The following is a 26,581-nucleotide window of genomic DNA, read 5'->3' as shown; positions in this document are numbered from 1 at the left end:
GAGGCGGTCGCGGTGCGTGGAGATGGGGGCGCCGGCCCGTCGTGACGGCGGGTCGCGTGCTGTGAGGCGGAACGGCTGAGCGCTTCGGGCGTTCTGGGCGTACTGGATGGTAGGGCCGGGCGCGGCGACCGAGCCCGGCGCGCGGCCGGGTGGACCGCAGGGGTCACTTCGAGGGGTGGGGTTCAGATGCGGGAGGACGTCTCGCGTAGTGGTGGTGTGTCGCCGGGCGCCGACGCGACGGCGGCCCGCGGGGCCGGTCGCGCCTTCGCCGCGGGAGGAAGACCCCAGCTGTGGCTCGTGCCACCCCCCAGAGCAGAGGCCGAGGGCCTCGGCCTCCCGGCTGGGCGACCCGGAAGGAGGGGCGGCGGGCCGGGCGGGGGAGGCGCGACCGTCCCGGAAGGCCGGCGGGCACGGGGAGGCGGCTCGTTTCCGGCGAACCGGTCGGCAGGGGCGGGCGGCCGGGGTGGCGGGTCTGTGCCGGTGGCGCGGATCGGTTCTGTCGTTCAGGGTGGCCGCAGCGAGGCGGCCGCAGCGGGCCAGGGGCGAGGATCCGGTCAGAAACGAGGGGTCGGCCAGGCGCGAAGGGGCGATCAAGGGCGAGGGTTCGGGGAGAGCCGAGAGGTGGGGCTCGGCTCCGGGGCTGGTGAGAGGCGACGGGGAGCGCTCGGGCGACGGGCCGTGCGGAAGGGGTCTGCTCGGATGGGGTCTGTCCGGAGGGGCGCCGTCCGGAAGGGGTCCATGCGGACGGGTCCCGTGCCCGGGAAGCGCGGGCGGCGCACGGCGCCGGTGCGGCTCACCCGTCGCGGACGGGCCGCGATCATGGTCGCGGTGGCGGCGCTGTTGTCGCTGTGCGGCTTCTGGCTCGGCACCAGAACGGCCGCCCACGCCGCCACGCCAGCCCACGCCGCCACGGCCGCTCGCGCCGCCACGCCCGCCCACGCCGCCACGACGGCGAATGCCGCCACGACGGCGAATGCCGCCACGACGGCGAATGCCGCTGCGTCCGTCGCTTCCACGGCCGTCCACGCTTCGATGGCGGCGTGCTCCTTCCCGCGCAGAGGTGCGTACGGTTGATCGCGCGAAGCTGACTCGCGCGGGCGACCCCTGACCCGGCCACCGTGGAGTCCTTCGCTGCTCTCGCTCGTCGAGGGCCCGTCCTCGCGTGCCCGCGCCGACCTTCCGCCGAGGACGATGGGCGGTAACTGCACGGCGGTGGTTTCGGCCGCCTCCTTGATGGGCGCCTCACGCGGCAGAATCAGCTCGGTCAGGCAACGCCGCGGGGCGGCCGCACCTCGCCGTCGCCGCAGGCAGCGCCCGCTACGAGGCGGTGGCGGTTCGGCGAGTCGGTCCGGCTCCACGAGGGACGGAGCGGGGGGAAGGGCGCGGTCTCGGTGGCCTGAGATGCGGCATAGGTTTTGAACCTGTGTGGATGGTGTTCTTTCCGCTTACAGGGCAGTTCAGCGGGGCCTACGTAGCCAGAAGGGGCCGACACGCCGGGCGGGCGGGAACATGCCGTGCTGATCAGCGGCTTCCCTGGGACAGGTGTGGCTCAACTTGCGTTCATGGTCGCGCGCTTCTACGGTTGGACCACAACATCTAGTACTTACACCGATGTAGTTCACCACACCTTGTGTTTTCGTGACCGCACCATGGCATGCCATGGTGCGGGCGTGAGCGTTCCCTGGTCAACCTGGGCAGGGGCGTTCGCGCGGCGGCGAGGGCCGGGTGGGGTGGCCGCGGGGCAGGAGGCGAAACGCGTGCATTGTCCGTTCTGTCGCCATCCTGACACGAGGGTCATCGACAGCCGCTCGACGGACGACGGCGGCGCGATCCGGCGTCGCCGCACCTGTCCCGAGTGCGGCCGCCGATTCACCACCCAGGAGACCGTACTCCTCATGGTGAGCAAGCGCAGCGGCGTGACGGAGCCGTTCTCGCGGGACAAGGTGGTCGCGGGCGTGCGGCGGGCCTGCCAGGGCAGGCCGGTCAGCGAGGACTCCCTGGCCCAGCTCGGGCAACGGGTCGAGGAGGCCATCCGGGCGAGGGGAGCGGCGGAGATCCCCTCGAACGAGGTGGGCCTGGCGATCCTGGGCCCGCTGCGGGAGCTGGACGAGGTGGCCTACCTGCGGTTCGCATCGGTATATCGCGGTTTCGAGACCTTGGCGGACTTCGAGGCCGAGATCGAACAGTTGAAGGCGGAGAAGGGGGAGTCATGACGGAGACGGCAAGCGGTTCAGTCGCGCGCGGAGGCAAGCGTCCCCGCAAGGGCCTGAAGATGAAGCGGATCTTCACCAAGCCGGGCGTGCATCCGTATGACGAGATCGCGTGGGAGCGCCGCGACGTCGTCATGACCAACTGGCGGGACGGCTCGATCAACTTCGAGCAGCGGGGCGTCGAGTTCCCCGAGTTCTGGTCGGTCAACGCGGCCAACATCGTGACCACCAAGTACTTCCGCGGCGCCGTCGGCACGCCGCAGCGCGAGTGGAGCCTGAAGCAGCTCGTGGACCGCGTGGTGGGCGTCTACACCCGCACCGCGATCGAGCACGGCTACTTCGCCGACGACGAGGACGCCGAGATCTTCGACCACGAGCTGAAGTACGCGCTGGTCCACCAGATCTTCGCCTTCAACTCGCCGGTCTGGTTCAACGTGGGCACCCAGTCGCCGCAGCAGGTCAGCGCCTGTTTCATCCTCTCGGTGGACGACCAGATGGAGTCGATCCTCGAGTGGTACAAGGAAGAGGGTGTGATCTTCAAGGGCGGCTCCGGCTCGGGCGTCAACCTGTCGCGCATCCGCTCCTCCAAGGAGCTGCTGTCGAGCGGCGGAACGGCCAGCGGCCCGGTGTCGTTCATGCGCGGCGCCGACGCCAGCGCGGGCACCATCAAGTCCGGCGGCGCCACCCGCCGGGCCGCCAAGATGGTCGTCCTCGACGTGGACCACCCCGACATCGAGGAGTTCATCGAGACCAAGGCGCGCGAGGAGGACAAGGTCCGCGCGCTCCGCGACGCCGGGTTCGACATGGACCTCGGCGGCAAGGACATCGTCTCGGTCCAGTACCAGAACGCCAACAACTCCGTCCGCGTCTCCGACGAGTTCATGCGGGCGGTGGAGAAGGGCGGCGAGTTCGGCCTGCGCGCCCGCCTCACCGGCGAGGTCATCGAGACGGTCGACGCGCGCGAGCTGTTCCGCAAGATGGCCAAGGCCGCCTGGGAGTGCGCCGACCCCGGAGTCCAGTACGACGACACGATCAACGACTGGCACACCACCCCCGAGACCGGCCGCATCACCGCCAGCAACCCGTGCAGCGAGTACGTCCACCTGGACAACTCCTCCTGCAACCTGGCCAGCATCAACCTGCTGAAGTTCCTGAAGGACGACAACACCTTCGACGTCCCGAGCTTCGTCAAGCTGACCGAGCTGATCATCACCGCGATGGACGTGTCGATCACGTTCGCCGACTTCCCGACCGAGAAGATCGGCGAGACGACCCGCGCCTACCGCCAGCTCGGCATCGGCTACGCCAACCTGGGCGCGCTGCTCATGGCCACCGGCCACGCCTACGACTCCGACGGCGGCCGTGCCGTCGCCGGCGCCATCACCTCGCTGATGACCGGCACGTCGTACCGGCGCAGCGCCGAGCTGGCCGGCGCGGTCGGCGCGTACGACGGCTACGCCCGCAACGCGGAGCCGCACAAGCGCGTCATGCGCAAGCACGCCGCCGCCAACGACAACCTGCGCACCGTCGGCTCCATGGACTCCAAGATCCACGCCGAGGCGTCGCGCCAGTGGTCGGAGTGCCTCAAGCTGGGCGAGAAGAACGGCTACCGCAACGCCCAGGCGTCGCTGCTGGCCCCGACCGGCACCATCGGCCTGATGATGGACTGCGACACCACCGGCATCGAGCCGGACCTGGCGCTGGTCAAGTTCAAGAAGCTGGTCGGCGGCGGCTCCATGCAGATCGTCAACCAGACGATCCCGCGCGCCCTCAGGCAGCTCGGCTACCAGCAGGAGCAGGTCGAGGCCATCGTCGAGTACATCGCCGAGCACGGCCACGTCGTCGACGCGCCGGGGCTGCGCCATGAGCACTACGAGGTGTTCGACTGCGCGATGGGCGAGCGGGCGATCGCGCCGATGGGCCACGTGCGCATGATGGCCGCCGCCCAGCCGTTCCTGTCGGGCGCCATCTCCAAGACCGTCAACCTGCCCGAGTCGGCCACGATCGACGACATCGAGCAGGTCTACCTGGAGGGCTGGAAGCTCGGCCTGAAGGCGCTGGCCGTCTACCGCGACAACTGCAAGGTCGGTCAGCCGCTGTCGGCCGGCGGCAAGAAGGACGAGGCCAAGAAGGCCGAGACCAAGGAGGAGGCCAAGGCCGAGCCCGAGGTCAAGGTCATCGAGGTCAACCGCCCGACCCGGCGGCGGATGCCGAACCAGCGCCCGAGCACGACGACCCGCTTCACGGTCGGCGGCGCCAAGGGCTACATGACCGCCTCCAGCTACCCGGACGACGGGCTGGGCGAGGTCTTCCTCAAGATGTCCAAGCAGGGCTCGACGCTGGCGGGCGTCATGGACGCCTTCTCGGTGGCGATCTCGATAGGGCTGCAGTACGGGGTGCCGCTCGAGACGTACATGAGCAAGTTCGTCAACATGCGGTTCGAGCCGGCCGGCATGACCGACGACCCGGACATCCGGATGGCGACGTCGGTGATGGACTACATCTTCCGCCGCCTCGCGCTCGACCACCTGCCGTACGACGAGCGGGCGGCGCTGGGCATCTTCTCGGCGGCCGAGCGCGCGGCGCAGCAGCGCGGCGAGGACCCGGCGCCGCTGCAGGAGACGGTCGACCGGGAGGCGCTCGCCCAGTCGGCGCCGATCGAGGCCCGCCTCGAGGACACGGCGGCGGACAAGGCGGGCGACCAGCCCGGGGAGTTCAAGCCGTCGGCCAAGGCGCTGGAGAGCCACCAGCGCTTCACGGCGGACGCGCCGCTCTGCATGACCTGCGGCACCAAGATGCGCCCGGCGGGCAGCTGCTACGTCTGCGAGGGCTGCGGCTCCACGAGCGGCTGCAGCTGATTCCCCGGCGCTGAGAGCTGCCGGACAGCTCGAAGCCCCGTATCAGTGGGCCAGGACAGGGAACCGGACAAAGGTCCGGTTCCCTGTTCGCGTGACCTGCGCATCCGGCCGGGGCGTTACCTGCTGTAGTTCTTCCCGGGGACCTTGCCGGGGATCGGCTTGGCGATGAGGGCGACGGGGATGAAGAAGAAGATCTGGCTGATCGCCAGGGTGAGTGTCCACAGCGCCTGGTCGTCGTAGTGGCCGGCCGCCCTGGCGTACAGCTCGTCGGGGACGCGCTCCCCGGACGGGTTCGGGGTGAGGACGGCCTCCACGAGCTCCAGCGCGACCCGTTCGGCGTCGGTGAAGTAGGGGGCGTCCTGCCATGACGCCACGGCGGTGATGCGCTCCTCCGCCTCCCCGGCCCTGCGGAGGAGGCCCGTCTGCCGGACCGTGTGGTACGTGCTGCCGACGATCTGCCCGGCGCGGAGCTGCACCAGGTTGACGGTGGGCTGCGGAATCGAACCGTTCAGGGCGGCCCTGTTCATGGCGCCGGCGATCTGTGCCATCTCGGGGAAGAGCCGGGTGGGGTCGGGCAGGCGCGACTGGAGATCGTCCTGCTCGGTCGTCGCGGGCGTGGACATGGCGGGGTTTCCCTTCTGCATGTCGGCGGTGGCGGCGCGCCGGCGTCAAGCGGCGACGGTCTCGTGGGTGCGGCGGCCGGTCCAGACCCGGGCGAGCTGAAGGACGCTCATGCCGAACATCAGGACCCCCAACGGAAGGTGCACGGTCTTCACGCCCGCGATGCCCAGCGCTATCTGCGCCAGCGTGAGCCCGAAGAAGACGACCGCGTACAGGATGGGCCTGGGCGAGCCGCCGCCCGGCCGCCACGCCAGGATCGCGGCGAGCACGTGCACCAGCGCCACGGTGAACACCCCGTACGCCGAGACACTGTGCAGGGCCCGTCCGCTGGGCGCGGACAGCAACAGCCCGGCGGTGACGGGCGCCGAGAAGACGGCCAGGGTCTGCAGGATGATGGCGACACGCAAGAACATGGAACTGCCCTTCTGGATCTCACCGTGGTCTGAGGCTTGTGACCTGGTGTCTCACTCATCCGACGACACAGCGGCCGGGAACGTGAGGCGCGGTATCGATCTCACATTCCGCGGCGTTGTCTCGTCGGATCAGTGAGGGCAGCTGCGACAGAGGGAAGTCGGCGACACCATGAGCACCATCGCATCCGGGTCAGGAGACGGCCGGTTCGGTCCGAGCCTGAGCGCGATCATGGGCGAGCGGCGTCAGCTGACCAATCTGGCCTACCGGCTCCTCGGCTCGCTGGCCGACGCCGAGGACGTCGTGCAGGAGACGTACGCCCGCTGGTACGCCATGTCCCCGCAGCGGCAGGAGGCCATCGAGTCACCCGGCGGCTGGCTGACGACGGTCGCCAGCCGCATCTGCCTCGACCTGCTCGGCTCGGCGCGGGCCCGGCGTGAGAGCTACGTGGGCGCATGGATTCCCGAGCCGCTGCCCGACCGCATGGAGTGGGTCGCCGGGATGTCGGACGGCGCCACGGCCGACCCGGTCGACCGGGTCACCCTGGACGAGTCGGTCAGCATGGCCTTCCTGGTCGTGCTCGAAGCGATGACCCCGGCCGAGCGCGTCGCGTTCGTGCTGCACGACGTCTTCCGCTACTCCTTCGCCGAGGTCGCGGAGATGGTCGGCCGTAGCCCGGAGGCGTGTCGCCAGCTGGCCTCCTCGGCCAGGCGTCGCATCCGCGCGTCGCAGACTCCCGCGCCCCCGGCCGGGCGGCAGGCCGGCGTCGTCCGGGACTTCAAGCAGGCGTGGGAGGCCAAGGACATCGACGCTCTCGTCGGCCTTCTCGACCCCGGCGCCACGATGATCGCCGACGGCGGCGGCCTGGTCCGCACCGTGCTGCGCCCGATCCAGGGCGGCGACCGGATCGCCCGCTACCTGGTCGAGATCGCCGGCTGGGCACCCGGCCTGACGATCCTGGAGCGTACGGTCAACGGGCAGCCCGGCCTGGTGGCCCAGCACGACGGCGTCACCGTGACGGTGGCGGCGTTCGACGTCGCGGGCGACCGGATCACGAACATCTGGGCGGTGCGCAACCCCGAGAAGCTCCGGCCGTGGACGGCGGGCCACAGCGCCTCGGCCGGCGAACGTTCCACCACGTGACGCGATGGATGGCGGGTCACGCGGCGACGAGGAACTCCAGGAGCTCCGGCGCCAGCGCCCGTGGCGACACGGCGTGCGTCTCGCCCTCCAGGACCCGGTGGTCCGCGCCCGGCACGGCACGGGCCACCGCCCGGCCCGCGTCCAGCATCCAGAGCGGGCTGGCCCCGCCGTTCAGCACCAGCGTGGGCTGCCCGATCGAGGCGAGCGACCCTGCGGGCAGGGCGTTGCGCGGTCCCATGACGGCGGCCTCGTACGCCAGCGTGTGCGCGAGCGCCTTCATCCCGGCCCACTCGGGCAGGCCGCGCATCGCGGCGACCGCCTCGGCGGGGACCTCGGCGGCCTCCACCATGAACAGCTCGGCCGCGTCCCCGCGCCGCCCCTCCTTCACCAGCGACTCCAGCCGCGAGGCGAAGTCCGGGGACAGCTCCGGAGCGCCGGGACCGACGTGGTACGGCGGCTCCCAGAGTGCCAGCTTGGAGACGGGCAGGCCCCCGGCCGCCGCCCGTAGCGCCAGCGCCGCCCCCGAGGACCCGCCGAACACCATGGCCTGCCCGCCCGCCTCGGCGAGCACGGCGGCGAGGTCGTCGATCTCCCGCTCCACCGCGTACGGCCGGGCGTCACCGCTGCCGCCCCGGCCGCGCCGGTCGTAGTTGTAGACCGTGAACCAGGGCGACAACGTGGCCGCCACCACCCGCAGCAACGGGTGCTCCCTCCCGGTGAACGCCCCGTGCACGAGCACGAGGGCCGGCCCGGTGCCGGAGCGGTCGTAGACGATCGGGGTGCCGTCGGCCGAGGTGACCTCGCCGGTCCGGGGCTCGTCCATCCGGCCGCCGCCTCAGCCGGCCTGCGCCACCAGGGACAGGGCCGACCACTGGTGGCCGTCGGGGTCGGCGAAGCCGCGCTGGTAACGCTGTCCGTCGTTGATCGGCTCGCCGACGGGGGTGGCGCCCGCCGCGATCGCCTGGTCGAACAGCGCGTCGACGGCGGCCGGGTCGTCCAGGCCGAGGACGAGGATCACCTGGGTGTTCTTGGCCGGGTCGGCGACCTCCGAGCGCGCGTAGGAGGCGAAGACCGGCTCGGTGAGCAGCATGACCTGGGTCCGCTCGTTGATCATCACGGACGCCATGTCGTCGCTCGCGCCGAACATCGAGAAGCCGAGCGCGGCGAAGAACGCCTTGGAGCGGCCGAGGTCGGCGACCGGCAGGTTGACGAAGATGGTGTGGGAGACAGGGGCGCTGGACATGGGCGGGGCCTTTCGCCGTGGTGGTGTCCGTACCGGGTGGTGCGGACACGTCCCAGTCTGCTGACGCCCGGCTCGCCGGTCTTGCGAGTCAGTGCCGCTCTCTTGACGATCCGTGCCGGATCAGGGGTCCTGGGGGAGTCGGGCGCGGCGGTACTCGGCGGGCGGCATGCCGTACGCCTGCCTGAACAGGCGGCTGAAGTGCGCCGAGCCGGGCAGTCCCCAGCGGGCGGCGATGAGGCTCACCGGGACGTGGCGCAGGGCCGGGTCGGCCAGCTCCCTGCGGCAGCGCTCCAGGCGCCGGTGCCGGATCCAGGCGGCCACCGTGGTGCCGCGCGTCTCGAACAGCCGGTGGAGCTGGCGCACGGAGACGTGGTGGGCGGCGGCGACGGTGGCCGGATCGAGCCCGGGATCGTCCAGGTGCTCCTCGATGAAGGCGTTGACGCGGAGCTGGAGGGTGCGGGCGCGCGACTCGTCCGGCAGGGCCGCGGTCTGCTCGGCCCGTTCGGCGATGACGGTGGTGAGCAGGTCCATCACCACGCCCGACAGCCGGGCCGCGCTGGCGGGCCGGTAGCTCTCCAGGTCCAGGGTGACCCTGCGCAGGAGCGGCGCGGCGAGCGCCCCGGTGCCGTCGTCCGTCGTGATCGGGACCGCGGTGAGCCGGGCGACGGAGTCGTGCGGGAGCGTGAGCTCGTCGCGGGGCAGGCTGAACACCGCCAGGTCCACCGCGGAGGTGTAGGCGAGCTGGTACGGCCGGGCGAAGTCGTAGAGGGCGAGCCGGCCGGGCGTGAGCCGGGTGGAGCGCCCGTCCTGCTCCAGCACCGGCTCGCCCGACAGGGCCAGCACCACGCGGTAGAGCTCGCGCGAGCCCTGGCGGATCTGGCCGGGGGTCCGGTGGACGCTGTGCGGGGTGGTGGTGCGGACCCTGCCGACGCCGACGGAGCCGAGCGCTCCGGCGTCGATCTCGCCGCGCAGCGGGGAGTCGGGGTCGATGCGGCAGTCCAGGGGGCCGAGCGTGTCGCACACGATGCTCCGCCAGGCGGCGTGCCGCTGCTGCGGCGGCACGTCCTGGGCGCGGATCAGGACACCCACCGCGTCACCCCCGCTCAGCCCGCGACGGGCAGCGTGGTCCCGTACAGCCGCGACACCCGCAGCCGGATCACCATGCGCCGGTCGGCCGCCATCTGGCGCAGGAACGCCTCCTCCCGCGCCGGGTCGGCGAGGCCCCCCGCCATCGCGAGCAGCTCCCGGCCGACCTCGTCGCCCGGCTCGGCGCTGACCGGGGACAGCTCGGCCTTGCCCTCGGCGACCGCGAAGGACCAGAAGTCGTCGCTGGTCACGTAGAGGGAGCCGCGCGGGTCGCGCTGGAGCTGGCGGACCTTGAGCCGGTCGGCGATCGTCGAGATCCGCGCCACGCGCTGCTCGGCGTCCCAGCTGTAGACGACCGTGGACAGGTGGGGCACGCCGCTGCTCCGGGTGGTGGCGAGAGCGCCGAAGCGCTGCCCGGCGATCAGGTTCGAAAGCTCCTCCTCCGGCAGCGAGACGGGTGCCGGTCCGGCGCCAGGTCCGTAGCTTTCATCAGCCATATGGTGATTCCTCCTCGTTGTGGGGAACCCTACCGCCGCAGCCCCCGTCAGGTCGCCGAGCGCCCGGCCACCCCGTCAAGCGACTGTCAAGCGTTCGTCGACACCGGGCGCCCATAGTGGGAACCCGAGTGAAGAGAGGCGTGACGATGACAGTCCCCCTGCGCCCTCCCCTGCTGGTCCAGCGGCGGCCCAGCAAGGTCCTGCTGATCGGCCTGGTCGTCTCCAGCGCGCTGGCGCTGGTCGTGCTCGCCGTCATGCTGCGCAGCGGCGGGCCGGTCGGGTTCGGGCTGTCGCTGCTGCTGGCGCTCGCGCCGCTGCCCGTGCTGCTCGCCGCCGTCCTCTCGCTGGACCGGCTGGAGCCGGAGCCGAAGCTGCACCTCGCGTTCGCGTTCGCGTGGGGCGCCGGCGTGGCGATCGTGCTCGGCGTGGCGCTCACCCTGGCCGGGCAGGCTCTGTTCAGCAGTGCGGGGTACGGCGCGCAGGTCGTCGACGCCATGGGCACCGTGTTCCTCGCCCCCGTGATCGAGGAGGCGCTCAAGGGGTCGGCGCTGCTGCTCCTCCTGCGCCGCCGCCGGGAGATCGACGGGCTGACCGACGGCATCGTGTACGCCTCGATGGCCGGGCTGGGCTTCGCGGCCGTGGAGAACGTCGGCTACTACCTGAGCGCCTTCCTGCGCAGCGGCGTGGACGCGACCGTGCAGCTCTTCGTCATGCGCGGGCTGATCGACCCGCTCGGCCACCCCGTCTACACCTCGATGATCGGGCTCGGCGTCGCCTACGCCCTCACCCGGCGCGGCCCGGCCCGGTACGCCATGATCCCGCTCGGCTACCTGGCCGCGGTCGTGCTGCACGCGTTGTGGAACGGCACCGCCTCCCTCAGGTCGCTCGGCTGGCTCGCCACCGCGTACCTGGTGATCATGGCGGCGCTGGTCCTGCTCGTCGTCGTCACCGTGCGGGAGCGGCGGCAGCTCCTCGCCAGGATGGGCGCCTACCTGCCCGCCTACCAGTACACGGGGCTGGTCACCCCGCCGGACCTGGCGATGCTCGGCTCGCTGGCCGGACGCCGGCGCGCCCGCCGGTGGGCCGGGCGGGCCGGGCTCGGCCGGGCCATGAGCGACTACCAGCACGCGGCGACCGAGCTGACCATGCTGCACCTGCGCGCCGAGCGGGAGGGAATGGAGCCGGTGAGGTTCGCGGCGGAGCGGGACGCGCTGCTCGGCGCCATGGCGAACGCCCGCCGCTGGTGAAGTCCGTTTGCCCGTCACGGACGCCGGTGAGCAGCCCCTTCAGGCGCGGGTGAGCAGCGCGGCCACGGCCGTGGCCGCCGTCAGCACGACGCCCCCCGCCACGGCCACCGTCCCGCCCGATGCCGTTCCGAGCTGCCCGACGGCCGCCGCCACCCCGGCCGCGCCCAGCGAGCTGCCCACGTAACGGGCCGTGTTGTTGGCCCCGGACCCCATGCTGACCCGGTGCGCCGGCACGCTCTCGATGGCCAGGTGGGTGATCGAGGAGTTGACCAGCCCCGACCCGATCCCGCTGACCGCGAGTCCCGCCACCACCGGGACCATCGAGCCGTCCGAGCCCGCGCCGAGGAGCCCGGTGAAGCCGGCCGCGCTGAGCGCGAGACCGAGCGCGAAGCGCCCCGCCGTGCGCAGCCGTACGTGCCTGGACAGCAGGGAGACCACGAACGACAGCGACGACCAGAGCCCGAACAGCAACCCGGTCTCCATCGGGGTGAGCCCGCGCGCCTGCTGGAGCACGCTCGGCAGGTAGCTCAGCAGCCCGACGATCGCCGCCCCGACGACGAGCGCGCCCCCGGTCGCCACGAGGAAGGCCGGCCGCCGGAACAACTCCAGGTCGAGCAGCGGGTCCGGCCGCCTGCGCTCGGCCGCCACGAACGCGACTCCCAGCGCCACCGCCACCGCGAAAGCCGTCAGGACCACCGGCCGCCCCCACCCGAGCCTGCTCTCGGTCACCCCGGCCACCAGCGCGGCCACGCCCACGCTGAGCAGCGCCACGCCCGGCACGTCGAAGCGGCGCGGCTCGGGGGAGCGCGACTCCTCCAGCACCCGCGCGGACACCGCCATCAGCGCCAGCGCACACCCGGCCACCAGCCAGTACGCGGCCCGCCAGCTCGCCACCGAGGCCAGCGCCCCGGATACCAGGGGCCCCACGGCGGTGCCGAGCCCGATCATCGCCCCGTACCGCCCGGTGGCCCGCACCCGCTCCGGGCCGGTCGGGTAGGCGTGGCCGACCAGCCCGAGGCTGGCGGCCAGCATCGCGGCGCTCGCCGCGCCCTGCGCGAAGCGCGCCGCCACGAACACGGGCACGACCGTGGCCAGCGCCGTCACCACGCTGGCCGCGGCGAGCACGCCGGTGCCGATGACCAGCACCCGCTTGCGCCCATGGTCGTCGGCCAGCCCCCCGGACACCAGCAGCACCGAGGACAACCCGAGCGCGACCGAGCCGAGGATCCACACCGGCCCCGTCGGCCCGGCGCCGAGCGCCCGCGCGGTGTCGGGCAGCGTGACCATCGGCACGGTGTAGTTCGTCAGCACCAGCAAGGGGGCGAGCGAGGCCACGGCGGGCCCCAACCGGGGCCGTGTCGTCGGTTCAGTCATTGAACTCATGGCGGGCACGGTACCACGGTTCAATGAATGAACTAAGATGGCCCCATGGCGCTCGGCAAGAACTACGACGGCCAGGACTGCTCCCTGGCCAGGGTCCTGGAGCTGGTCGGCGAGCGGTGGACCATGCTCGTCGTCCGCGACGCGCTCTACGGCGTGCGCCGCTACGGCGACTTCCTCGCCCACCTCGACATCCCGCGGGCTGTGCTGTCACAGCGGCTGACCGCCCTGGTCGACGCCGGCGTGCTCGAACGGCGGCGCTACCAGGACACGCCGCCCCGCGACGAGTACGTGCTGACCCCGATGGGCCGCGAGCTCTGGCAGCCCGTGCTGGCCCTGGGACAGTGGGGCGAGCGTCACCTCACCCGCAACGGCGCCCGGCGGCTGTTCATCCACGTGGACTGCGGCGCCCGCATCGACGCCTTCTCCTCCTGCACCGGCTGCGGGGCGCCGCACCTCCCGCCCGAGCAGGTCGAGGTACGCCCCGGGCCCGGGCTGGAGGACGGTCGCCGCGATCCGGTCAGCGTGGCGCTGCGCGCACCCCATCGACTGCTGGAGCCGCTCCCGTGACAGGATTTGCCCGGACCCCCGAAGGGAGATCGCATGAGCTGGGTCGAGATCGACTCCGAGTCCGAGCTACGGGAGCTGCTGGGCGACGTGATGCCCCGTGCCGCCACCAAGGAGCGGGCGCGCCTGCACGAGCGTGACCGGCAGTGGCTGGCCGCCTCGCCGTTCTGCCTGATCGCCACCTCCGGCGCCGACGGGAGCTGCGACGTCTCACCCAAGGGTGATCCGGCCGGATTCGTCCGCGTCCTCGACGACACCACCATCGCCATCCCGGACCGGCCGGGCAACCGCCGCGCCGACGGCTTCCGCAACATCCTGACCAACCCCAACGTCGGGCTGATCTTCATGATCCCCGGCCGCAACGAGACCCTGCGGATCAACGGCCGCGCCCGGCTCGTCCGCGAGGCGCCGTTCCTCGACGAGATGGTCGTCAAGAACCACCGGCCGCAGCTGGCTCTCGTGGTCGAGATCGACCAGATCTTCTTCCACTGCGCCAAGGCGTTCCTGCGCTCGTCGCTGTGGAAGCCCGACGCCTGGAAGCCGGACGCGCTGCCCTCGCACGCCCGGCTGGTCAAGGACGTGCAGGTGGTCGAGGAGTCGGTCGAGCAGCTGGAGCAGTACTACGGCGAGTCCTACGCCAAGAGGCTCTACGGCTGAGCCGCGCCTCGGCCGGGCCCCGGCTAGGCGGCCGGGGTCGGGCCGCCGGGGAAGCGGATCACGTTGCGGCCGGCGTAGGCGCGCAGGTCCACGACCTTCGGATCGGGCGGCGCCGGCCTGCGCCGGTCCACCGTGCGGATGTCGCGCACCTTGTGCCTGATGACGTGCGGCTGCACGACCGCTAGCCTCTTCACCCCGAGCCCCCCGTGATGTTCCTGTTATCTAATTTAACTACAGAAACACCCGTAAGCACGGTGTAAGAAACGGTTCGGCGGGGAAATCCTTCGCCGAACCGGACGCGGTCCCGATCCTCGATCAGTAGGGGAGCCGGCGGCCCGAGGGGGAGCGCAGGTCCAGGTCCGCGTTGGGATCCGGACGTGGTCTCGTCGGCCTGACGATCGTGACGCGTCTCATGGTGTGCCCCTCCCGGCGCCCGGCCGTACGAGCGCCGCGCCAGCGCGGCCGGCGGGCGCGGGGGCCCGCCATGCCGGACAACCTAACGCGGGTCACCTGCGCTTTCAATGCATTTCTACCGGTGAAGCCACACCTGGTCGGTCTGCCCGCCGCACGGCCACTGGATGACGACCTTGCCCTTGCGCCGCTCCGCCTTGCCGACGGCCAGGCACATGCCCGTGGCCCGGTTGCGCAGGCGCTGCATGCCGTCGTAGGTCCACTTCTGCTCCGCGCCGCCATCGGTGCACGGCCACTGGACCACGCCCTCGGCCTTCCGCGGCGAGGCGTGCGGGATCGCCAGGCACATGCCGGTCTTGGCGTTCGTGAGCCGGCCGTGGCGGTAGATCCACTTCTGGTCCTTGTTGTCCGAGCACGGCCACTGGATGACCTTCTTGCCCGCCCGGACCTCGCTGCGGCCGACCGCCAGGCACATCCCGGTGGCGGCGTTCGTGAGCCGGGATGCGTCCGCCGTCGCGACGGAGCCGGCCGTCGCGGCGGCGGGCACGGCCGCGAGGGACAGAGCGGTGGCCGCCGCCGCGGTGAAGGCGAGGACGCGCCGAGGGAAAGTGCTCACGATCGGTTCCTTTCGTGATGTTCGGGAGGAACATGTCGATCGTGAGATGCATCCCGGCCCGGTTTGGTTGGGATCTTCCCTCAGGCGCGGTTCGCCGCCCGGAATGTGACAACCCCGGGGCACGACCCGGCATCCAACCCCTTGTGGAAACGCTCAGCGCGGGGGATCCGCAGCATGTCGGCCCGTACTGGCTGGCCGGACGGCTCGGCGCCGGCGGCCAGGGAGTCGTCTACGAGGCGTACGACGCCGGGGGACTGCGGGTCGCTCTCAAGGTGCTCCACCCGGGGGGAGACGGCGGGGGGAACGGCACGGCCGGCCGGCTGGCCAAGGAGGCGACCGCCGCGCGCCGCGTGGCCTCGTTCTGCACCGCCAGGGTGCTGGCCGCCGACCTCGACGGCAGCCGGCCGTACATCGTGTCGGAGTACGTCCCCGGCCCGAGCCTGCGGCAGGCGGTGAACGGCGGGCGGCTGTTCGCGGGCGACGACCTGCACCGTCTGGCCACGGCGGTCGCCACCGCGCTCACCGCGATCCACGACGCGGGCGTCATCCACCGCGACCTCAAGCCCGACAACGTGCTCCTCGGGCCGGACGGCCCCCGCGTCATCGACTTCGGCATCGCCCGGACCCTCGACATGTCCCTGACCAGGACGGGCGAGGTGGCGGGCACGCCCAGCTACCTCGGGCCCGAGGTGTTCACCGGGCAGCGGGCCGGCGCGTCCGCCGACGTGTTCGCCTGGGGCGCGACCATGGTGTTCGCGGCCACCGGGCAGGACCCGTTCCACGCCGACAACCTCGGCGGCGTCATGCACCGCGTGCTGTCCCACCACCCCGACCTGACCGCCCTGCCGCCGGCGCTCCGCCCCCTTGTCGCCGCGGCCCTGCGCAAGGAGCCCGCCGCCCGGCCGGCGGCCCGCGACCTGCTGCTCGCGCTGGTCAGCGGCGACGCCGCCGACACCGGCGGGCTGCTGGCAGAGGGCAGCCGCGCCGCCCGCGGCGTGGCCGGCTCCGACCGCGACGACCCCGCCCTCGGCACGATCGCCGAGGACGCCTACGGCTCGCTCGGGCCGGAGGAGCGGGATGTGGCGGCCGAGGTGTTCCTGCGGCTGGTCGCCGTGGGGGACGACGGCCGGGAGAGCGGCCGGACGGCCTCGCACGACGAGCTGTTCGAGGGACGCCCGGAGCCGGAGGCCGAGGCGGTGCACCGGGTGCTGCGCGCCTTCTCGTACGTCGTCTCCTCGGACGGCACGTCGGTGGAGCTGTCCCGGCCGGCGCTGCTGCGCGCCTGGCCCCGGCTGCGCATGTGGGTGGACGCCGACCGCGACGGCCTGGCCGTCCTCGGCGAGATCACCCGGGCGGCCCGGCACTGGGCCGAGCACGGCCGGCGCGACGCCGACCTGCTCCAGGGCACCCGCCTGGAGCGGGCGCTGCGGTGGGCCGCCACCAGCCGCCGGCACGTGACACTGACCCCGCGCGAGCGCGACTACCTCCAGGCCGGCACCGACCTGACCCGGCGGCGCACCAGGCGACGGCGGCTGACCACGATCGCGCTGGCCGGGATGCTGGCGGTCGCGCTGGTCGCGGCCGGCGTGGCGGTGTGGCAGGGACAGCAGACGGCCCGCCAGCGCGACATCGCCACCGCCAAGCAGGCGGCTGCCGAGGCGGACCGGATGCGAGTCACCGACCCGGGCACCGCGATGCGGCTGAGCGTCGCGGCGTGGCGGCTCTCGCCGCAGCCCGAGACCCGTTCCAGCCTGGTCGCCTCCCTCCAGCAGCAGGAGACCGCGGTGTTCCGCGACCCGCCCGTTCAGGGCGTGGCCTACCGGGCCCTCAGCCGTGACGGCCGCACGCTGGTGAGCGTCAGCAAGCAGGGGGTGAACGTCTACGACATCCGGACGGGCCGGCGCACCGGCGGCTGGGAGGGGCTGGACCTCAAGGGCGAGATCGTCTTCGGCCCGGTGCTCAGCCCGAGCGGCCGCCTGCTGGCGCAGTCGACGCCGGAGGAGCTCGGCGTCTGGGACCTCACCACGGGCAGACGCGTCTACAGGGAGAAGCTCGGAGGGGCGAGTGGCGGCGGCTACTTCCCGCGGTTCGGCGAGCACGAGACGACCATGCTCGTCTCCTACTTCGAGGGTCTGTCGCATCTGGTGGACCTGAAGACCGGCAGGCGGTTCGGCAAGCCGGTCGTCAGAGGGGACATGGAGGCCATGCCCGACGACCTGCTGGTGGATCCGACGGGCCGGCGCATGCTGGTCACGGACGGGCGGCTCGACGCGCTGTCGCTGCCCGGCTGGACGTGGGAGCGGCCCTACCCGGCCTGCCGCAAGGAGTCGGCCGTGGCCGCCTTCAGCCCGGACGGCAGGACCCTGGCCTGCGGACGTGACGGGATCACGCTGGTGGACGCGGCCTCGGGACGGCTGCGCGCCAGGGACGACCAGTGGTCCTGCGAGCTCTGCCGGAATGTCTGGGCCCAGATGCGCCTGGACGACCGGTACGTCGTCGTCTTCGCCCTACGGGACCTGCAGGTGTGGCAGATCGCCGATCACAAGGAGGTGCTCAACTACCGTGCCGAGGGCGACCTGACCGATGTCCGCCTCGACCCCGACGGCAGGACGCTGCGTTATCTCATGGACGATGTCGTCGTGAGCGTGGACCTGGCCTCCCGGGTGACGTCCACGCGGGTGGGCGAGGAGGACGCCGAGATCCGGTTCAGCCCCACGGGGCGGTGGGCCACCGTCGCCGACTATGAGGCGACGCGCCTCCGGGTCGTGGACCTCCGGACGCGTCGAACCGTCGCCACGTTCGCCAAGGACTCCGAGGCTCAGTCCCTGGAGCCGGGCTTCGACGAACCGCGCGACCGCATGGTGCTGGCGGAGTCGGACGGCAAGGTCAGGCTCATCGACCTGAGGACGTCGCGGCAGGTGTGGGCCGTCCGGACGCCCAAGCTCAACAACCCCGATCAGGTGCAGTTCACCGCCGACGGCAAGGAGGTCGTCATGTCGATGGACCCACAGGCGCAGGTGGAGGACTTCCGCGTGCTGGTCTACGACGCGGCCACCGGACGCACCCTGCACGACTTCGCCGCGGCAGAGCGCGGCGGCCCGCTGACCAAGGACGGCAGGGCGCTCGTCACCGGCAGCGGCAGGTTCCTCGACCTGACGACGGGCAAGCCGTCCGGCAGCGGGTTCGCCCTGTCCGCGACGGGCTACCGTCCCGCGCTGAGCAGCAGAGCCGTCATCGCGATCAGCCAGGACGACACCGGACGCATCGCCCTGTGGGACGCCGCCGCTCCCCAGGGAGCCACGCCGATCCGCCCCACACTGCCCCGCGCGGCCGGCTCGGTCGACCTGCTGGCCTTCTCACCCGACGGCGGCATCCTGGCCACCCTGACGATGAGCGGGAGGATCCAGCTCTGGGACCTCGCCACCAAACGGCGGCTCGGCGCCTCCTACGACCTCCACACCACCGACGAGCCCCAGGCGCTCACGTTCAGCGGCGACGGCCGCACCCTGTACGCCGCCGTCGACGGGCGCGTCCACGAGGTGCCGGTGGACCCGGGGCAGGTGGCGGCGGCCGTGTGCCGGCGCGCCGGTGCCACCCTGTCCGAGCGGGACTGGGCCCGCTACCTGCCGGACGTCCCGTACCGCAAGGTCTGCTAGCCCTTGCAGTTGCCCCAGGAGGTGCGGCCGCCCCACGCCTCGACGCGGTTGTCGGGGGTACGGGTCCAGCCCTGGTACTTCACGCACTTCCAGCTGCCGTCCACGTGCCCGGTCTCGGCGTAGAACCGGTACTTCTGCACGTCCTCCGACCGGCCGCCGCCCCGCACCTCCAGGCTGGCGCCGGTCACCGTGCGGGTGCCGGTGTAGCGGGTCTTGATCGCGGCCACGCAGTTCTCGCCGCTGCTCTTGCTGTACATGAGGTAGACGTGCCCGAGCACCCGGCCGTCGCGCGTCCTCATCGCCCGGTGGCCGTCCTTGACCTGGTGGAATCCGGACCCGCACACGCGCTCGGGCGAGTAGGCCGCCGACGCGGCAGAGGCGGGGGCGGGGACGGCGGCGATCCCGGCGGCGACGAGGCCGGCCGCGACGATCGAACGCTTGAGCACGAGGTTCCCTTCGTCGAACAACATCGTCGATCTTTACCATGGCTTGACTGCGGCGCGAGGGGGATTCGTGAAATATCGGGGTTTGCCGCTCATCCTGGTCTGTGCGGCGTGGGGCATGTTCTGGGGCGCCTGGTCGGCCCTGCTGCCCGCCCTGAAGGACCAGCTCGGAGCCTCGGCCGTGGACCTCGGGCTGGCGCTGACGGCGGTGCCGGTCGGGGCGATCCCGGCGATGGCCATGACCGGGCGGCTGGCCCGCGGGCGCGAGCGCGACGCGCTCCTCCTCGCCTGCGCCGCCTTCGGGCTGAGCGCCGCCGCGATCGGCTGGACGTCGTCGCCGGTGGCGTTCGGCGCGGCCCTGCTCGTGCTGGGGGCGGCCAGCGGCGCGCTCGACGTCGCACTCAACCTGACCACGGGACGGGTGGAGCGGGAGAGCGGGCGGCGGCTGTTCCAGGCGGTCCACGCGGCCTTCCCCGTCGCGGTCATCGTGGCCGCCCCCGCCACCGGTTTGGCCCGCCAGCTCGGCCTCGGCACCACGGCGGTGCTCGCCGTGCTGGGCGCCCTCGTGCTCGCCGCCTCGGCCGCGCTGCTCCGGCTGCCCCTCGGCCGCGGCGCCGTCCCCGGGGAGGGCCCCGGCGGGCGGCGGCACTGGGGCGCGGCGGCCCTGCTCGGCGGGCTGGCGGCGTGCGCCCTGATCATCGAGAACGCGGTGGAGCAGTGGTCGGTGCTGCTGCTCGAGGAGCACCGTGCCGCCTCGGCCCTGGTGGCCAGCGCCGCGCCGGCGGTGTACATGGGGGCGCTCACGGCCGGCCGCCTGGTCGCGCAGGCGCTGCCCGGGCTGCGGCTGCGCCCTCTCTACCTGGTGGCCGGCCTGGGCGGGGGCGGGGGGATCGCCCTCGCCGGCTGGGGCGGCGGCGCGGGTGCGGATGCCTGGGCGGTGCCGATCTCGCTGGCCGGGTTCGCTCTGGCCGGGCTCGCCCTGGGGCCGCTGGTGCCGGCCGTCCTCAGCCGGGCCGCGGCCAGGGACCCGAGCGGCGCGCTCGTGTCAGGCGTCTCCGTCGTGTCGTACACCGCGTTCGTGATCAGTCCGCCGCTCGTGGCGGCGCTGGCGGCCGGGCTCGGCCTGCCGGCCGCCCTCTCGGCTCTCGGTCTGCTCGCGCTTCCCCTGCTCGCCCGCGCCCTCCTGCCCCGTTGAGCCCCCCGCGGAATATGGCCGGCTCTTGGGGCAACAGTGGCGGCCGACCGGGTATGTCCCTGCGGCGTACCGGTGACAGCGCGAGGGGGACACCATGGCCGTCTGCGAGACGTGCGGGAACGACTACGACATGTCCTTCGAGGTCCACGCCCAGGGGGCCGTGCACACCTTCGACTCCTTCCAGTGCGCGATCCAGGCCATGGCGCCGATCTGCGAGCACTGCGGCACCCGCGTCATCGGGCACGGCGTCCAGTCGGGCAAGAACTGGTACTGCTGCGCCCACTGCGCCCGCCAGGAGGGCAGCGCCGGCCTCGTGGACCGGGTGATGGCCGGCATGTCCGGCTGAACGCTCATGGCGGGAACCGCCCACTAGAGGGACACTGGCAGTGTGGCCGACTTCGATGTTGCCGTCATAGGTTCCGGACCCGGCGGGCAGAAAGCGGCCATCGCCGCCGCCAAGCTCGAGAAGCGGGTCGTCATCGTGGAGCGCCGGAACATGATGGGCGGCGTCTGCATCAACACCGGCACGATCCCGTCCAAGACCCTGCGCGAGGCCGTGCTCTACCTCACGGGCCTCAACCAGCGGGAGATGTACGGCCAGAGCTACCGGGTCAAGGACGACATCACCGTGGGCGACCTGGGCATCCGCACCCAGCACGTCATCGGCCGGGAGATCGACGTGATCCGCAGCCAGCTCGCGCGCAACCACGTCGCCGTGGTGCCCGGGACGGCCAGGTTCGTGGACCCGCACACGCTGGACGTGATCGACGAGTCGAACCGTGACGTCAAGATCACCGCTGACAAGATCATCATCGCGACGGGAACGCGACCGGCCCGCCCCGCGTCGGTCGAGTTCGACGAAGAGACGATCATCGACTCCGACGGCATCCTCAACCTCCAGGCCGTCCCCGACTCGCTCGTCGTCGTCGGGGCGGGCGTCATCGGCATCGAGTACGCCTCCATGTTCGCCGCCCTGGGCACCAAGGTCACGGTCGTGGAACGGCGGGAGCGGATGCTCGACTTCTGCGACCTGGAGATCGTCGAGGCGCTGAAGTACCACCTGCGCGACCTGGCGGTGACGTTCCGGTTCGGCGAGACGGTGGCCGCCGTCGAGCGCCACGCCAGGGGAGCGCTGGCGCTGCTGGAGAGCGGCAAGAAGATCCCGGCCGAGACCGTCATGTACTCGGCGGGCCGCCAGGGCATGACCGACGGCCTCGGCCTGGAGCTGGCCGGCCTGTCGGCCGACGACCGGGGTCGCATCCCGGTGGACGAGCACTACCGCACCACCGTCCCGCACATCTACGCGGTGGGCGACGTCATCGGATTCCCCTCGCTGGCCGCCACCTCGATGGAGCAGGGCCGCATCGCCGCCCACCACGCCTGCGCCGAGCCCCTGCACGGCATCCACCACCTCCAGCCGATCGGCATCTACACGATCCCGGAGATCTCCTTCATCGGCCGCACCGAGGACGAGCTGACCGCCTCGCAGGTGCCGTTCGAGGTGGGCATCTCCCGCTACCGGGAGCTGGCCCGCGGGCAGATCATCGGCGACACGTACGGCATGCTGAAGCTGCTGGTGTCGCCGGAGGACCGGTCGCTGCTGGGCGTCCACGTGTTCGGCACGGGCGCCACCGAGCTGCTGCACATCGGCCAGGCGGTGATGGGCTGCGGCGGCACGATCGACTACCTGGTGGACGCGGTCTTCAACTACCCGACGCTGGCGGAGTCGTACAAGGTGGCGGCCCTGGACGCCATGAACAAGCTCCGCCGGGTCGCCCGCTTCGAACTCTGACCAGGGTGGTCCGCCGGGTTCCTACTCGTCGGGCTGGGTGCGGCGGGTCCGTCCCGGGGGCTTCTTGCGGCCCGCGACCAGGGTGTCGCCCGGCGCCGGTGACGAGGCCGGCTCGTCGGCGGGCGCCGCCGTCTCGGCCTGCGGGCGGCGCGGGCGGGGGGGGGGCGCCGTGTCTCCCTGCCCGGCCTGCTCCGTCTCCGTACGGGCCCGCGTACGAGCCGCCGTGCCCGGCCCGGTGCCGGTCTCCGAGCCCAAACCCTTGCCCTTGCCCGATTCCGTGGTGGTTCCGGTGGAGGGCGCCTTCGACGCGGGGGCGGCGCCTCCGGAGGCCGGGTCGGAAGGGCGGGCCGTGTCGGGGTCGCGCAGGGAGGCGATGACCTGGTCCGCCTCCGTGTCGGCCGCGAACTCGCTGGCCGCGGCCGACTCCCGGCGCCGGATCACCACCATGTGGTCCACCGACACCCTCCCCGCGCCCACGACCGCCAGTAGCAGCGCGGCCACGCCCAGCAGGACGAGCTCGTTCACGGTGATGGGGTTGAGCGGCGGCGCGACCAGGAACACGGCCAGTGCCTCGGCGAACAGCACCAGCCCCGTCAGCGCCACCAGCAGCCCGGCGATCAGCAGCGCCCCGCCGATCAGCTCGGCGAGCATGGTGACCGTGGCCCAGGCCCGCGGCGCGGGCGCGCCCTGCTGGGCGAACAGCAGCCCGGTGTTCTTCAGGCCGTCCTCCAGCTTGTGCCAGCCGTTGGCGAAGAAGATGCCGCCGACGCCTAAGCGGGCGACCAGGGCGGCGACGTCATGGAAGGCCTGTCTCACGGTAGATCTCTGCCCGGAGGGGGACATCGCACACCTCAATCACGGCGCAGCAGCGTGGCCACGGCGAGGGCGGTCAGGCTGAGCAGGACGATGCTCACCACGACCGTGGTGTGCAGGGCGTTGACGAAGGCCCACCGTGCGGCGGTGAGCAGCGCGTCGCCCGCGCTGCCGCCGACCTCCTGGGCCACGTGGGCGGCGCCGGCCAGGGACTGCCGGGCCTGGTCCATGGCCGCGCCGGGCACGCCGGGCACGGGCGGGAGGCTGGGCGCGTACGCCATGGTGGTGATCGTGCCCAGGACGGCCACGCCGAGTCCGGCGCCCAGCTCGTAGGCGGTCTCCTCGATGGCGGCGGCCCCGCCCGCCCGCGACTCCGGGACCGACGACATGATCGTGTCGGAGGCGGCCAGCAGCGCCACCTGGACGCCGAACCCGATGCCGACGAAGCAGACCCCGAGCATGACGGGATGACTTTCGACGCCCCAGGTCAGCGTGGGGGTGAGGGAGAGCGCGACGAGCCCCAGGCCGCCGCTCATGGTGGCGCGCATGCCGGCGCGCGGCAGGATGTGGGCCGCGGCGAGCCCGCCGGCGATGGCCGACAGCACCAGCGGCAGCATCCGGATCGCCGCCTGCGGCGGCCGGTCGCCGAGGACGAGCTGGAGGTACTGGGCCAGCATGAGCTGGAGCCCCACGAGCGCGAACACGCCCAGCAGCACCCCGGCCACGCCGGTGGTGAACGCCCGGCTCCGGAACAGGCCGATCTCCAGCAGCGGCGCCGCCAGCCGCGACTGCCGCCTGACGAACCACACCAGCAGCGCCGCCCCTGCCAGGAACACGGCGACGGACGCCCCGAACGGCATGAGGCTGCCCGATCCCGCCTCCTTCAGGCCGAAGGCGAGCGCCAGGATGCCGAGCACCGACAGCACGGCGCTCAGCCCGTCCCAGGGCCTGCCGTCGTCGCGGCGCGAGTCGGGCAGCAGCCTGGCGGCGGCGGGCAGCAGCACCAGCAGGATCGGCACGTTGATGAGGAAGACGGCGCCCCACCAGACGCTGACGAGCAGGCCGCCGATCAGCGGGCCGACGGCCGCGCCCGCCGCGGCGACCGCGCTCCAGATGCCGAGGGCGATGGCCCGCTCGCGGCGGTCGGTGAAGACCTGGCGGATCAGCGACAGCGTGGCCGGCATGATCATGGCGCCGCCGACGCCGAGCAGCGCCCGGGCGAGGATGAGGAAGAGGGGAGTGGGGGAGAAGGCCGCGGCGGCCGAGGCCACCCCGAACAGCACGAACCCACCCAGGACCAGCCGTTTACGGCCGTAGCGGTCGCCGAGCGTGCCGAACATGATCAGCAGCGGCGCGACCACCAGCGAGTAGACGTCGATGATCCACAGGAGCTGGACGGCCGACGGCTCCAGCGCCGCGGTCAGCGCCGGGACGGCGATGTGCAGGACCGTGGCGTCGACAGTGATCAGGAGCAGGCTCAGGCAGAGCAGCAGGAGGATCGACCAGCGGTTGTCGGGGTGTCGCCGGGCCCCACGCCGTACGAGGGGGGCGGCCTGTGTGACGGTCATGGACCTCCTTGCCGGCCGATCCGATCACACCGGGCCCGCGCATGACTGTGGTCGCCGTGGATGCGGGGCTCGCTGCGTCGGAAACGTGGTTGACGCTGCCTCCGGGCTCCTCCGCTCCAGCTTGCGTGGCAGCTTAGGCCATGGCATGCGCTGGGGATAGCGGTATCGACGCATCGAAGGTCCGCACGCGTACCTCTCTAGAGAGATACAGCCCTATGTCGTCACCTGTTCAACTTTCATCGAACAGCCGATCATGAGTTGGTGGGGACGGACGGAAATCATAGCAAGAACCATGAAAAAACCGACAAATCCCCGCGTGATTGGTGCGCCGAAGCCGTCGCCCGCCTCCACGCCGGCCGCCCCGAGGAGGCGCTGAACGCCGCCCGCGAGGCCGCCGCGGGAGCCGCGCGCGACGAGCGCGGAGAGGCCGCCGCCACGGGGGAGTGGGCGCACCGCCTGATGAGCCTGGCCGTGGAACGGCTGGGCCGCGACGCCGACGCCCTCCCGCCGGCGCGCGAGGCGGTCCGGCTGGCGCCGGGCTCCTGGCCGGCCCGGGTACGCCTGGCCACGGCGCTGGCCCGCCTGCCCGGCCACGCGGACGAGGCGGCCGGCCAGGCGGGGCTGGCCCGCGCGTTCGCCCCCGAGGAGCCCGCGCCGCACGCCCTGGAAGGGGACCTCGCCCTGCTGCGCGGCGACCACGCCCACGCCACGACCGCCTACCGCACCGCCCTCGCCACCGCCACCGCCATCAGCACCGACCCCGGCCCCGGCCCCGGACCGTCCTCCGGGGAGCGGCCGGGGGACGCGGTCCGGGCGCGGGTGCGGGTGAATCTGGGGTTGGCGTTGCTGCGGTGGGACCGTCCCCGGGCCCACCACGACCCCGCCTGGCCGGTGGACCCGCGTGAGACCGGCCGGGCGAGACGGGCGCTGGAGGTGTGGTCGCGACAGGCCCGGCTGCTGGCGGCGCTGGCCACGATCGGCGTCGCCGCGGCCGCGCAGGCCGCCGACCTCGCCCTCCAGGCGAAGCTGGGCGGCCTGGTCGCGCTGGCGCTGCTGGCGGTCCTCACCGTCCGGCAGGCGCGCCGGATCAGGGTGTGGCCGCTGGTGCCCGCCATGATGGGGCGCGACCCGTGGCTCGGCACGGAGGTGGTGTCGGCGGCCGTGTCGGTGGCCGCGTACGCCGCCTGGCTGGGCCTGACCGCGGCGCCCGGCGTGCCGCCGTGGCTGGACCCGGTGTGGGCCGGGCTCGCGGCCGTCGCGGTGCTCGGCTGGCCCGCGCACGCCGCCCTGCGCGCCCTGGCCGGGACGTGGCGCGGTCACCCCGTCCGGGCGCTGGAGCAGTTCGCCGCCGTGGACGGCGAGCGGACGGCGCGCAGGAACGCCGGAGTGACGCTGTGGATCCTGCTCGGCCGCACCTGGTCGGTGCTGGCGCCACTGGCCTGCGCGGCGGTGGCCGTGGAGCCCAGGGCCGCGCTGGCGGCCGTGGCCGTGCCGTACCCGCTGCTGCGCTGCTACCGGCGCGCCCGCCACGGCGGCGAGGACGGGTGGCTGCGCGCGGCGGTCGTCCTGCTCGTCCTCGCGGCGGCCGGATGCGCGGCGGGCGCCCTGCTGGAGTGGTCGGCACAGGACCGAACAGCCGGGGCCGCGTGGGCGTGGCGGGTGGGGATGGCGGCGCTCGGGCTGGTGGCGGTCGCGTTCGCGGTGCGGGCCGGGCGCGCGTGGTGGCGCGGCGGCCCGGGCCCCTGGCGCTCCTCGCTCCTCATGTGCGACCTGCCCGCCGGCGACGAGCCCTCCGTGCCGCTCGGCCTGGAGGCGCGCCAGGCTCTCGCGTACGCCAGGAACGTCGTCCTGTCCTTCGCCGACCCGCTCGGCCCGCGGACGGTCGGCGCGGCCGCCTCGATCGGACCGGCCGGAGAGCTGCGGCTGGTCGCCGAGGCCGGTGCCGGGGAGGCGGTGGAGGCGGACCCGCGGGTCGCGGTGTTCGCGGCCGGACCGTCGCCGCGCCGCCGGTGGGTGGAGGTGCGCGGCGTCGCCGTGGCCGCCCCGGGCCTCCTGCGCGTCACGCCCAAGCAGGTGCTGACCGGAGAGTTCCCGGGACGACACCAGCGCGGCTGACCGGAGCGTCCCGGGGGAAAGTCCCATACGTCCCCCGAACGTCAGGCGTCAC

General features: G+C 72.9%; 24 protein-coding genes. 12 read left to right on the top strand and 12 right to left on the bottom strand.

The window, feature by feature from the left end:
- The first annotated feature begins 738 nt into the window (after window positions 1-738).
- The 3 genes from MTP10_RS22715 (at window position 739) to MTP10_RS22705 (ending at window position 5,068) form a co-directional block, all read left to right on the top strand.
- Window positions 739-1,074, top strand: coding sequence for a hypothetical protein (locus MTP10_RS22715; RefSeq protein WP_310711586.1), 336 nt, complete (start codon window positions 739-741; stop codon window positions 1,072-1,074).
- A gap of 683 nt (window positions 1,075-1,757) precedes the next feature.
- Window positions 1,758-2,213, top strand: a complete 456-nt coding sequence (nrdR, locus tag MTP10_RS22710; RefSeq protein ID WP_175588570.1) for a transcriptional regulator NrdR — start codon at window positions 1,758-1,760, stop codon at window positions 2,211-2,213.
- Window positions 2,210-5,068 (top strand): vitamin B12-dependent ribonucleotide reductase, encoded by a 2,859-nt coding sequence (locus MTP10_RS22705; RefSeq protein WP_310711585.1) that lies wholly within the window; start codon window positions 2,210-2,212, stop codon window positions 5,066-5,068. The genes nrdR and MTP10_RS22705 overlap by 4 nt, the downstream gene beginning before the upstream one ends.
- 116 nt (window positions 5,069-5,184) lie before the next feature.
- Here the strand turns inward: MTP10_RS22705 and MTP10_RS22700 are convergent, their stop codons facing one another.
- Together MTP10_RS22700 and MTP10_RS22695 are read right to left on the bottom strand one after the other, a co-directional pair.
- Window positions 5,185-5,691, bottom strand: coding sequence for a carboxymuconolactone decarboxylase family protein (locus MTP10_RS22700; protein ID WP_310711584.1), 507 nt, complete (start codon window positions 5,689-5,691; stop codon window positions 5,185-5,187).
- A 45-nt stretch (window positions 5,692-5,736) separates the two neighbouring features.
- Window positions 5,737-6,102 (bottom strand): hypothetical protein, encoded by a 366-nt coding sequence (locus MTP10_RS22695; protein ID WP_310711583.1) that lies wholly within the window; start codon window positions 6,100-6,102, stop codon window positions 5,737-5,739.
- Window positions 6,103-6,271: 169 nt separating this feature from the next.
- Here MTP10_RS22695 and sigJ point away from each other — a divergent pair, with 169 nt between their 5' ends.
- Window positions 6,272-7,243, top strand: a complete 972-nt coding sequence (sigJ, locus tag MTP10_RS22690) for an RNA polymerase sigma factor SigJ (RefSeq protein ID WP_310711582.1) — start codon at window positions 6,272-6,274, stop codon at window positions 7,241-7,243.
- Between the two features lie 16 nt (window positions 7,244-7,259).
- Here the strand turns inward: sigJ and MTP10_RS22685 are convergent, their stop codons facing one another.
- The 4 genes from MTP10_RS22685 to MTP10_RS22670 all read right to left on the bottom strand — a co-directional run bounded on the left by MTP10_RS22685 (window position 7,260) and on the right by MTP10_RS22670 (window position 10,069).
- A complete protein-coding gene (locus tag MTP10_RS22685; RefSeq protein WP_310711581.1) occupies window positions 7,260-8,066 on the bottom strand; it encodes an alpha/beta hydrolase in 807 nt (268 codons plus the stop codon).
- 12 nt (window positions 8,067-8,078) lie between these two features.
- Window positions 8,079-8,486 carry a VOC family protein gene (locus MTP10_RS22680; RefSeq protein WP_310711580.1) on the bottom strand — a complete coding sequence of 136 codons (408 nt, stop codon included), beginning with the start codon at window positions 8,484-8,486 and terminating at the stop codon, window positions 8,079-8,081.
- A gap of 120 nt (window positions 8,487-8,606) precedes the next feature.
- Complete coding sequence (locus tag MTP10_RS22675; RefSeq protein WP_310711579.1) at window positions 8,607-9,575, bottom strand: helix-turn-helix domain-containing protein; 969 nt, start codon at window positions 9,573-9,575, stop codon at window positions 8,607-8,609.
- 14 nt (window positions 9,576-9,589) lie between these two features.
- Window positions 9,590-10,069 carry a PPOX class F420-dependent oxidoreductase gene (locus MTP10_RS22670; RefSeq protein ID WP_310711578.1) on the bottom strand — a complete coding sequence of 160 codons (480 nt, stop codon included), beginning with the start codon at window positions 10,067-10,069 and terminating at the stop codon, window positions 9,590-9,592.
- A 146-nt stretch (window positions 10,070-10,215) separates the two neighbouring features.
- Here MTP10_RS22670 and MTP10_RS22665 point away from each other — a divergent pair, with 146 nt between their 5' ends.
- Window positions 10,216-11,316: a PrsW family intramembrane metalloprotease gene (locus tag MTP10_RS22665; protein WP_310711577.1), complete on the top strand. Its 1,101-nt coding sequence runs from the start codon at window positions 10,216-10,218 to the stop codon at window positions 11,314-11,316.
- Between the two features lie 39 nt (window positions 11,317-11,355).
- Here the strand turns inward: MTP10_RS22665 and MTP10_RS22660 are convergent, their stop codons facing one another.
- The gene (locus MTP10_RS22660; RefSeq protein ID WP_310711576.1) at window positions 11,356-12,699 is read right to left on the bottom strand and encodes an MFS transporter; all 1,344 of its coding nucleotides are present in this window, start codon (window positions 12,697-12,699) and stop codon (window positions 11,356-11,358) included.
- A 45-nt stretch (window positions 12,700-12,744) separates the two neighbouring features.
- Here MTP10_RS22660 and MTP10_RS22655 point away from each other — a divergent pair, with 45 nt between their 5' ends.
- A complete protein-coding gene (locus MTP10_RS22655; protein ID WP_310711575.1) occupies window positions 12,745-13,266 on the top strand; it encodes a helix-turn-helix domain-containing protein in 522 nt (173 codons plus the stop codon).
- Between the two features lie 33 nt (window positions 13,267-13,299).
- On the top strand, window positions 13,300-13,920 hold the full coding sequence (locus MTP10_RS22650; protein WP_310711574.1) for a pyridoxamine 5'-phosphate oxidase family protein: 621 nt from the start codon (window positions 13,300-13,302) through the stop codon (window positions 13,918-13,920).
- Window positions 13,921-13,943: 23 nt separating this feature from the next.
- Here the strand turns inward: MTP10_RS22650 and MTP10_RS22645 are convergent, their stop codons facing one another.
- Both MTP10_RS22645 and MTP10_RS22640 read right to left on the bottom strand, forming a co-directional pair.
- Window positions 13,944-14,114 carry a hypothetical protein gene (locus tag MTP10_RS22645; RefSeq protein WP_310711573.1) on the bottom strand — a complete coding sequence of 57 codons (171 nt, stop codon included), beginning with the start codon at window positions 14,112-14,114 and terminating at the stop codon, window positions 13,944-13,946.
- Window positions 14,115-14,449: 335 nt separating this feature from the next.
- Entirely contained in the window at window positions 14,450-14,947 is a 498-nt protein-coding gene (locus MTP10_RS22640; RefSeq protein WP_310711572.1) for an RICIN domain-containing protein, read from the bottom strand.
- Between the two features lie 143 nt (window positions 14,948-15,090).
- On the opposite strand from MTP10_RS22640, the gene MTP10_RS22635 reads away from it, so the two are divergent.
- Window positions 15,091-18,603: a protein kinase domain-containing protein gene (locus MTP10_RS22635; protein WP_310711571.1), complete on the top strand. Its 3,513-nt coding sequence runs from the start codon at window positions 15,091-15,093 to the stop codon at window positions 18,601-18,603.
- On the opposite strand, the gene MTP10_RS22630 is transcribed toward MTP10_RS22635, so the two are convergent.
- Window positions 18,600-19,073 (bottom strand): hypothetical protein, encoded by a 474-nt coding sequence (locus tag MTP10_RS22630; protein ID WP_310711570.1) that lies wholly within the window; start codon window positions 19,071-19,073, stop codon window positions 18,600-18,602. The two genes, MTP10_RS22635 and MTP10_RS22630, sit on opposite strands and share 4 nt — an antisense overlap.
- A 43-nt stretch (window positions 19,074-19,116) precedes the next feature.
- On the opposite strand from MTP10_RS22630, the gene MTP10_RS22625 reads away from it, so the two are divergent.
- The 3 genes from MTP10_RS22625 (at window position 19,117) to sthA (ending at window position 22,033) form a co-directional block, all read left to right on the top strand.
- Window positions 19,117-20,241, top strand: a complete 1,125-nt coding sequence (locus MTP10_RS22625) for an MFS transporter (protein WP_310711569.1) — start codon at window positions 19,117-19,119, stop codon at window positions 20,239-20,241.
- Window positions 20,242-20,335: 94 nt separating this feature from the next.
- On the top strand, window positions 20,336-20,587 hold the full coding sequence (locus MTP10_RS22620) for a hypothetical protein (RefSeq protein ID WP_310711568.1): 252 nt from the start codon (window positions 20,336-20,338) through the stop codon (window positions 20,585-20,587).
- Window positions 20,588-20,629: 42 nt separating this feature from the next.
- On the top strand, window positions 20,630-22,033 hold the full coding sequence (gene sthA, locus MTP10_RS22615) for a Si-specific NAD(P)(+) transhydrogenase (protein WP_310711567.1): 1,404 nt from the start codon (window positions 20,630-20,632) through the stop codon (window positions 22,031-22,033).
- 21 nt (window positions 22,034-22,054) lie between these two features.
- On the opposite strand, the gene MTP10_RS22610 is transcribed toward sthA, so the two are convergent.
- The gene (locus tag MTP10_RS22610; protein ID WP_310711566.1) at window positions 22,055-22,849 is read right to left on the bottom strand and encodes a DoxX family protein; all 795 of its coding nucleotides are present in this window, start codon (window positions 22,847-22,849) and stop codon (window positions 22,055-22,057) included.
- Between the two features lie 35 nt (window positions 22,850-22,884).
- Window positions 22,885-24,414 (bottom strand): MFS transporter, encoded by a 1,530-nt coding sequence (locus MTP10_RS22605; RefSeq protein WP_310711565.1) that lies wholly within the window; start codon window positions 24,412-24,414, stop codon window positions 22,885-22,887.
- Window positions 24,415-24,675: 261 nt separating this feature from the next.
- Here MTP10_RS22605 and MTP10_RS22600 point away from each other — a divergent pair, with 261 nt between their 5' ends.
- Entirely contained in the window at window positions 24,676-26,529 is a 1,854-nt protein-coding gene (locus MTP10_RS22600) for a hypothetical protein (protein WP_310711564.1), read from the top strand.
- Window positions 26,530-26,581: the final 52 nt, after the last annotated feature.

Source organism: Nonomuraea sp. 3-1Str (genome assembly GCF_031570565.1).
Lineage (GTDB): Bacteria > Actinomycetota > Actinomycetes > Streptosporangiales > Streptosporangiaceae > Nonomuraea.
This window is presented reverse-complemented; position numbering and strand designations above follow the sequence as displayed.

Bases quoted from the DNA above. Each gene is read 5' to 3' on its own strand.
- MTP10_RS22680 (WP_310711580.1), bottom strand. From the start codon at position 8,486: ATGTCCAGCGCCCCTGTCTCCCACACCATCTTCGTCAACCTGCCGGTC.
- MTP10_RS22685 (WP_310711581.1), bottom strand. From the start codon at position 8,066: ATGGACGAGCCCCGGACCGGCGAGGTCACCTCGGCCGACGGCACCCCG.
- MTP10_RS22655 (WP_310711575.1), top strand. From the start codon at position 12,745: ATGGCGCTCGGCAAGAACTACGACGGCCAGGACTGCTCCCTGGCCAGG.
- MTP10_RS22705 (WP_310711585.1), top strand. From the start codon at position 2,210: ATGACGGAGACGGCAAGCGGTTCAGTCGCGCGCGGAGGCAAGCGTCCC.
- MTP10_RS22660 (WP_310711576.1), bottom strand. From the start codon at position 12,699: ATGAGTTCAATGACTGAACCGACGACACGGCCCCGGTTGGGGCCCGCC.
- MTP10_RS22695 (WP_310711583.1), bottom strand. From the start codon at position 6,102: ATGTTCTTGCGTGTCGCCATCATCCTGCAGACCCTGGCCGTCTTCTCG.
- MTP10_RS22630 (WP_310711570.1), bottom strand. From the start codon at position 19,073: ATGTTGTTCGACGAAGGGAACCTCGTGCTCAAGCGTTCGATCGTCGCG.
- MTP10_RS22715 (WP_310711586.1), top strand. From the start codon at position 739: ATGCGGACGGGTCCCGTGCCCGGGAAGCGCGGGCGGCGCACGGCGCCG.
- MTP10_RS22650 (WP_310711574.1), top strand. From the start codon at position 13,300: ATGAGCTGGGTCGAGATCGACTCCGAGTCCGAGCTACGGGAGCTGCTG.
- MTP10_RS22700 (WP_310711584.1), bottom strand. From the start codon at position 5,691: ATGTCCACGCCCGCGACGACCGAGCAGGACGATCTCCAGTCGCGCCTG.
- sigJ (WP_310711582.1), top strand. From the start codon at position 6,272: ATGAGCACCATCGCATCCGGGTCAGGAGACGGCCGGTTCGGTCCGAGC.
- MTP10_RS22665 (WP_310711577.1), top strand. From the start codon at position 10,216: ATGACAGTCCCCCTGCGCCCTCCCCTGCTGGTCCAGCGGCGGCCCAGC.
- MTP10_RS22605 (WP_310711565.1), bottom strand. From the start codon at position 24,414: ATGACCGTCACACAGGCCGCCCCCCTCGTACGGCGTGGGGCCCGGCGA.
- MTP10_RS22620 (WP_310711568.1), top strand. From the start codon at position 20,336: ATGGCCGTCTGCGAGACGTGCGGGAACGACTACGACATGTCCTTCGAG.
- MTP10_RS22670 (WP_310711578.1), bottom strand. From the start codon at position 10,069: ATGGCTGATGAAAGCTACGGACCTGGCGCCGGACCGGCACCCGTCTCG.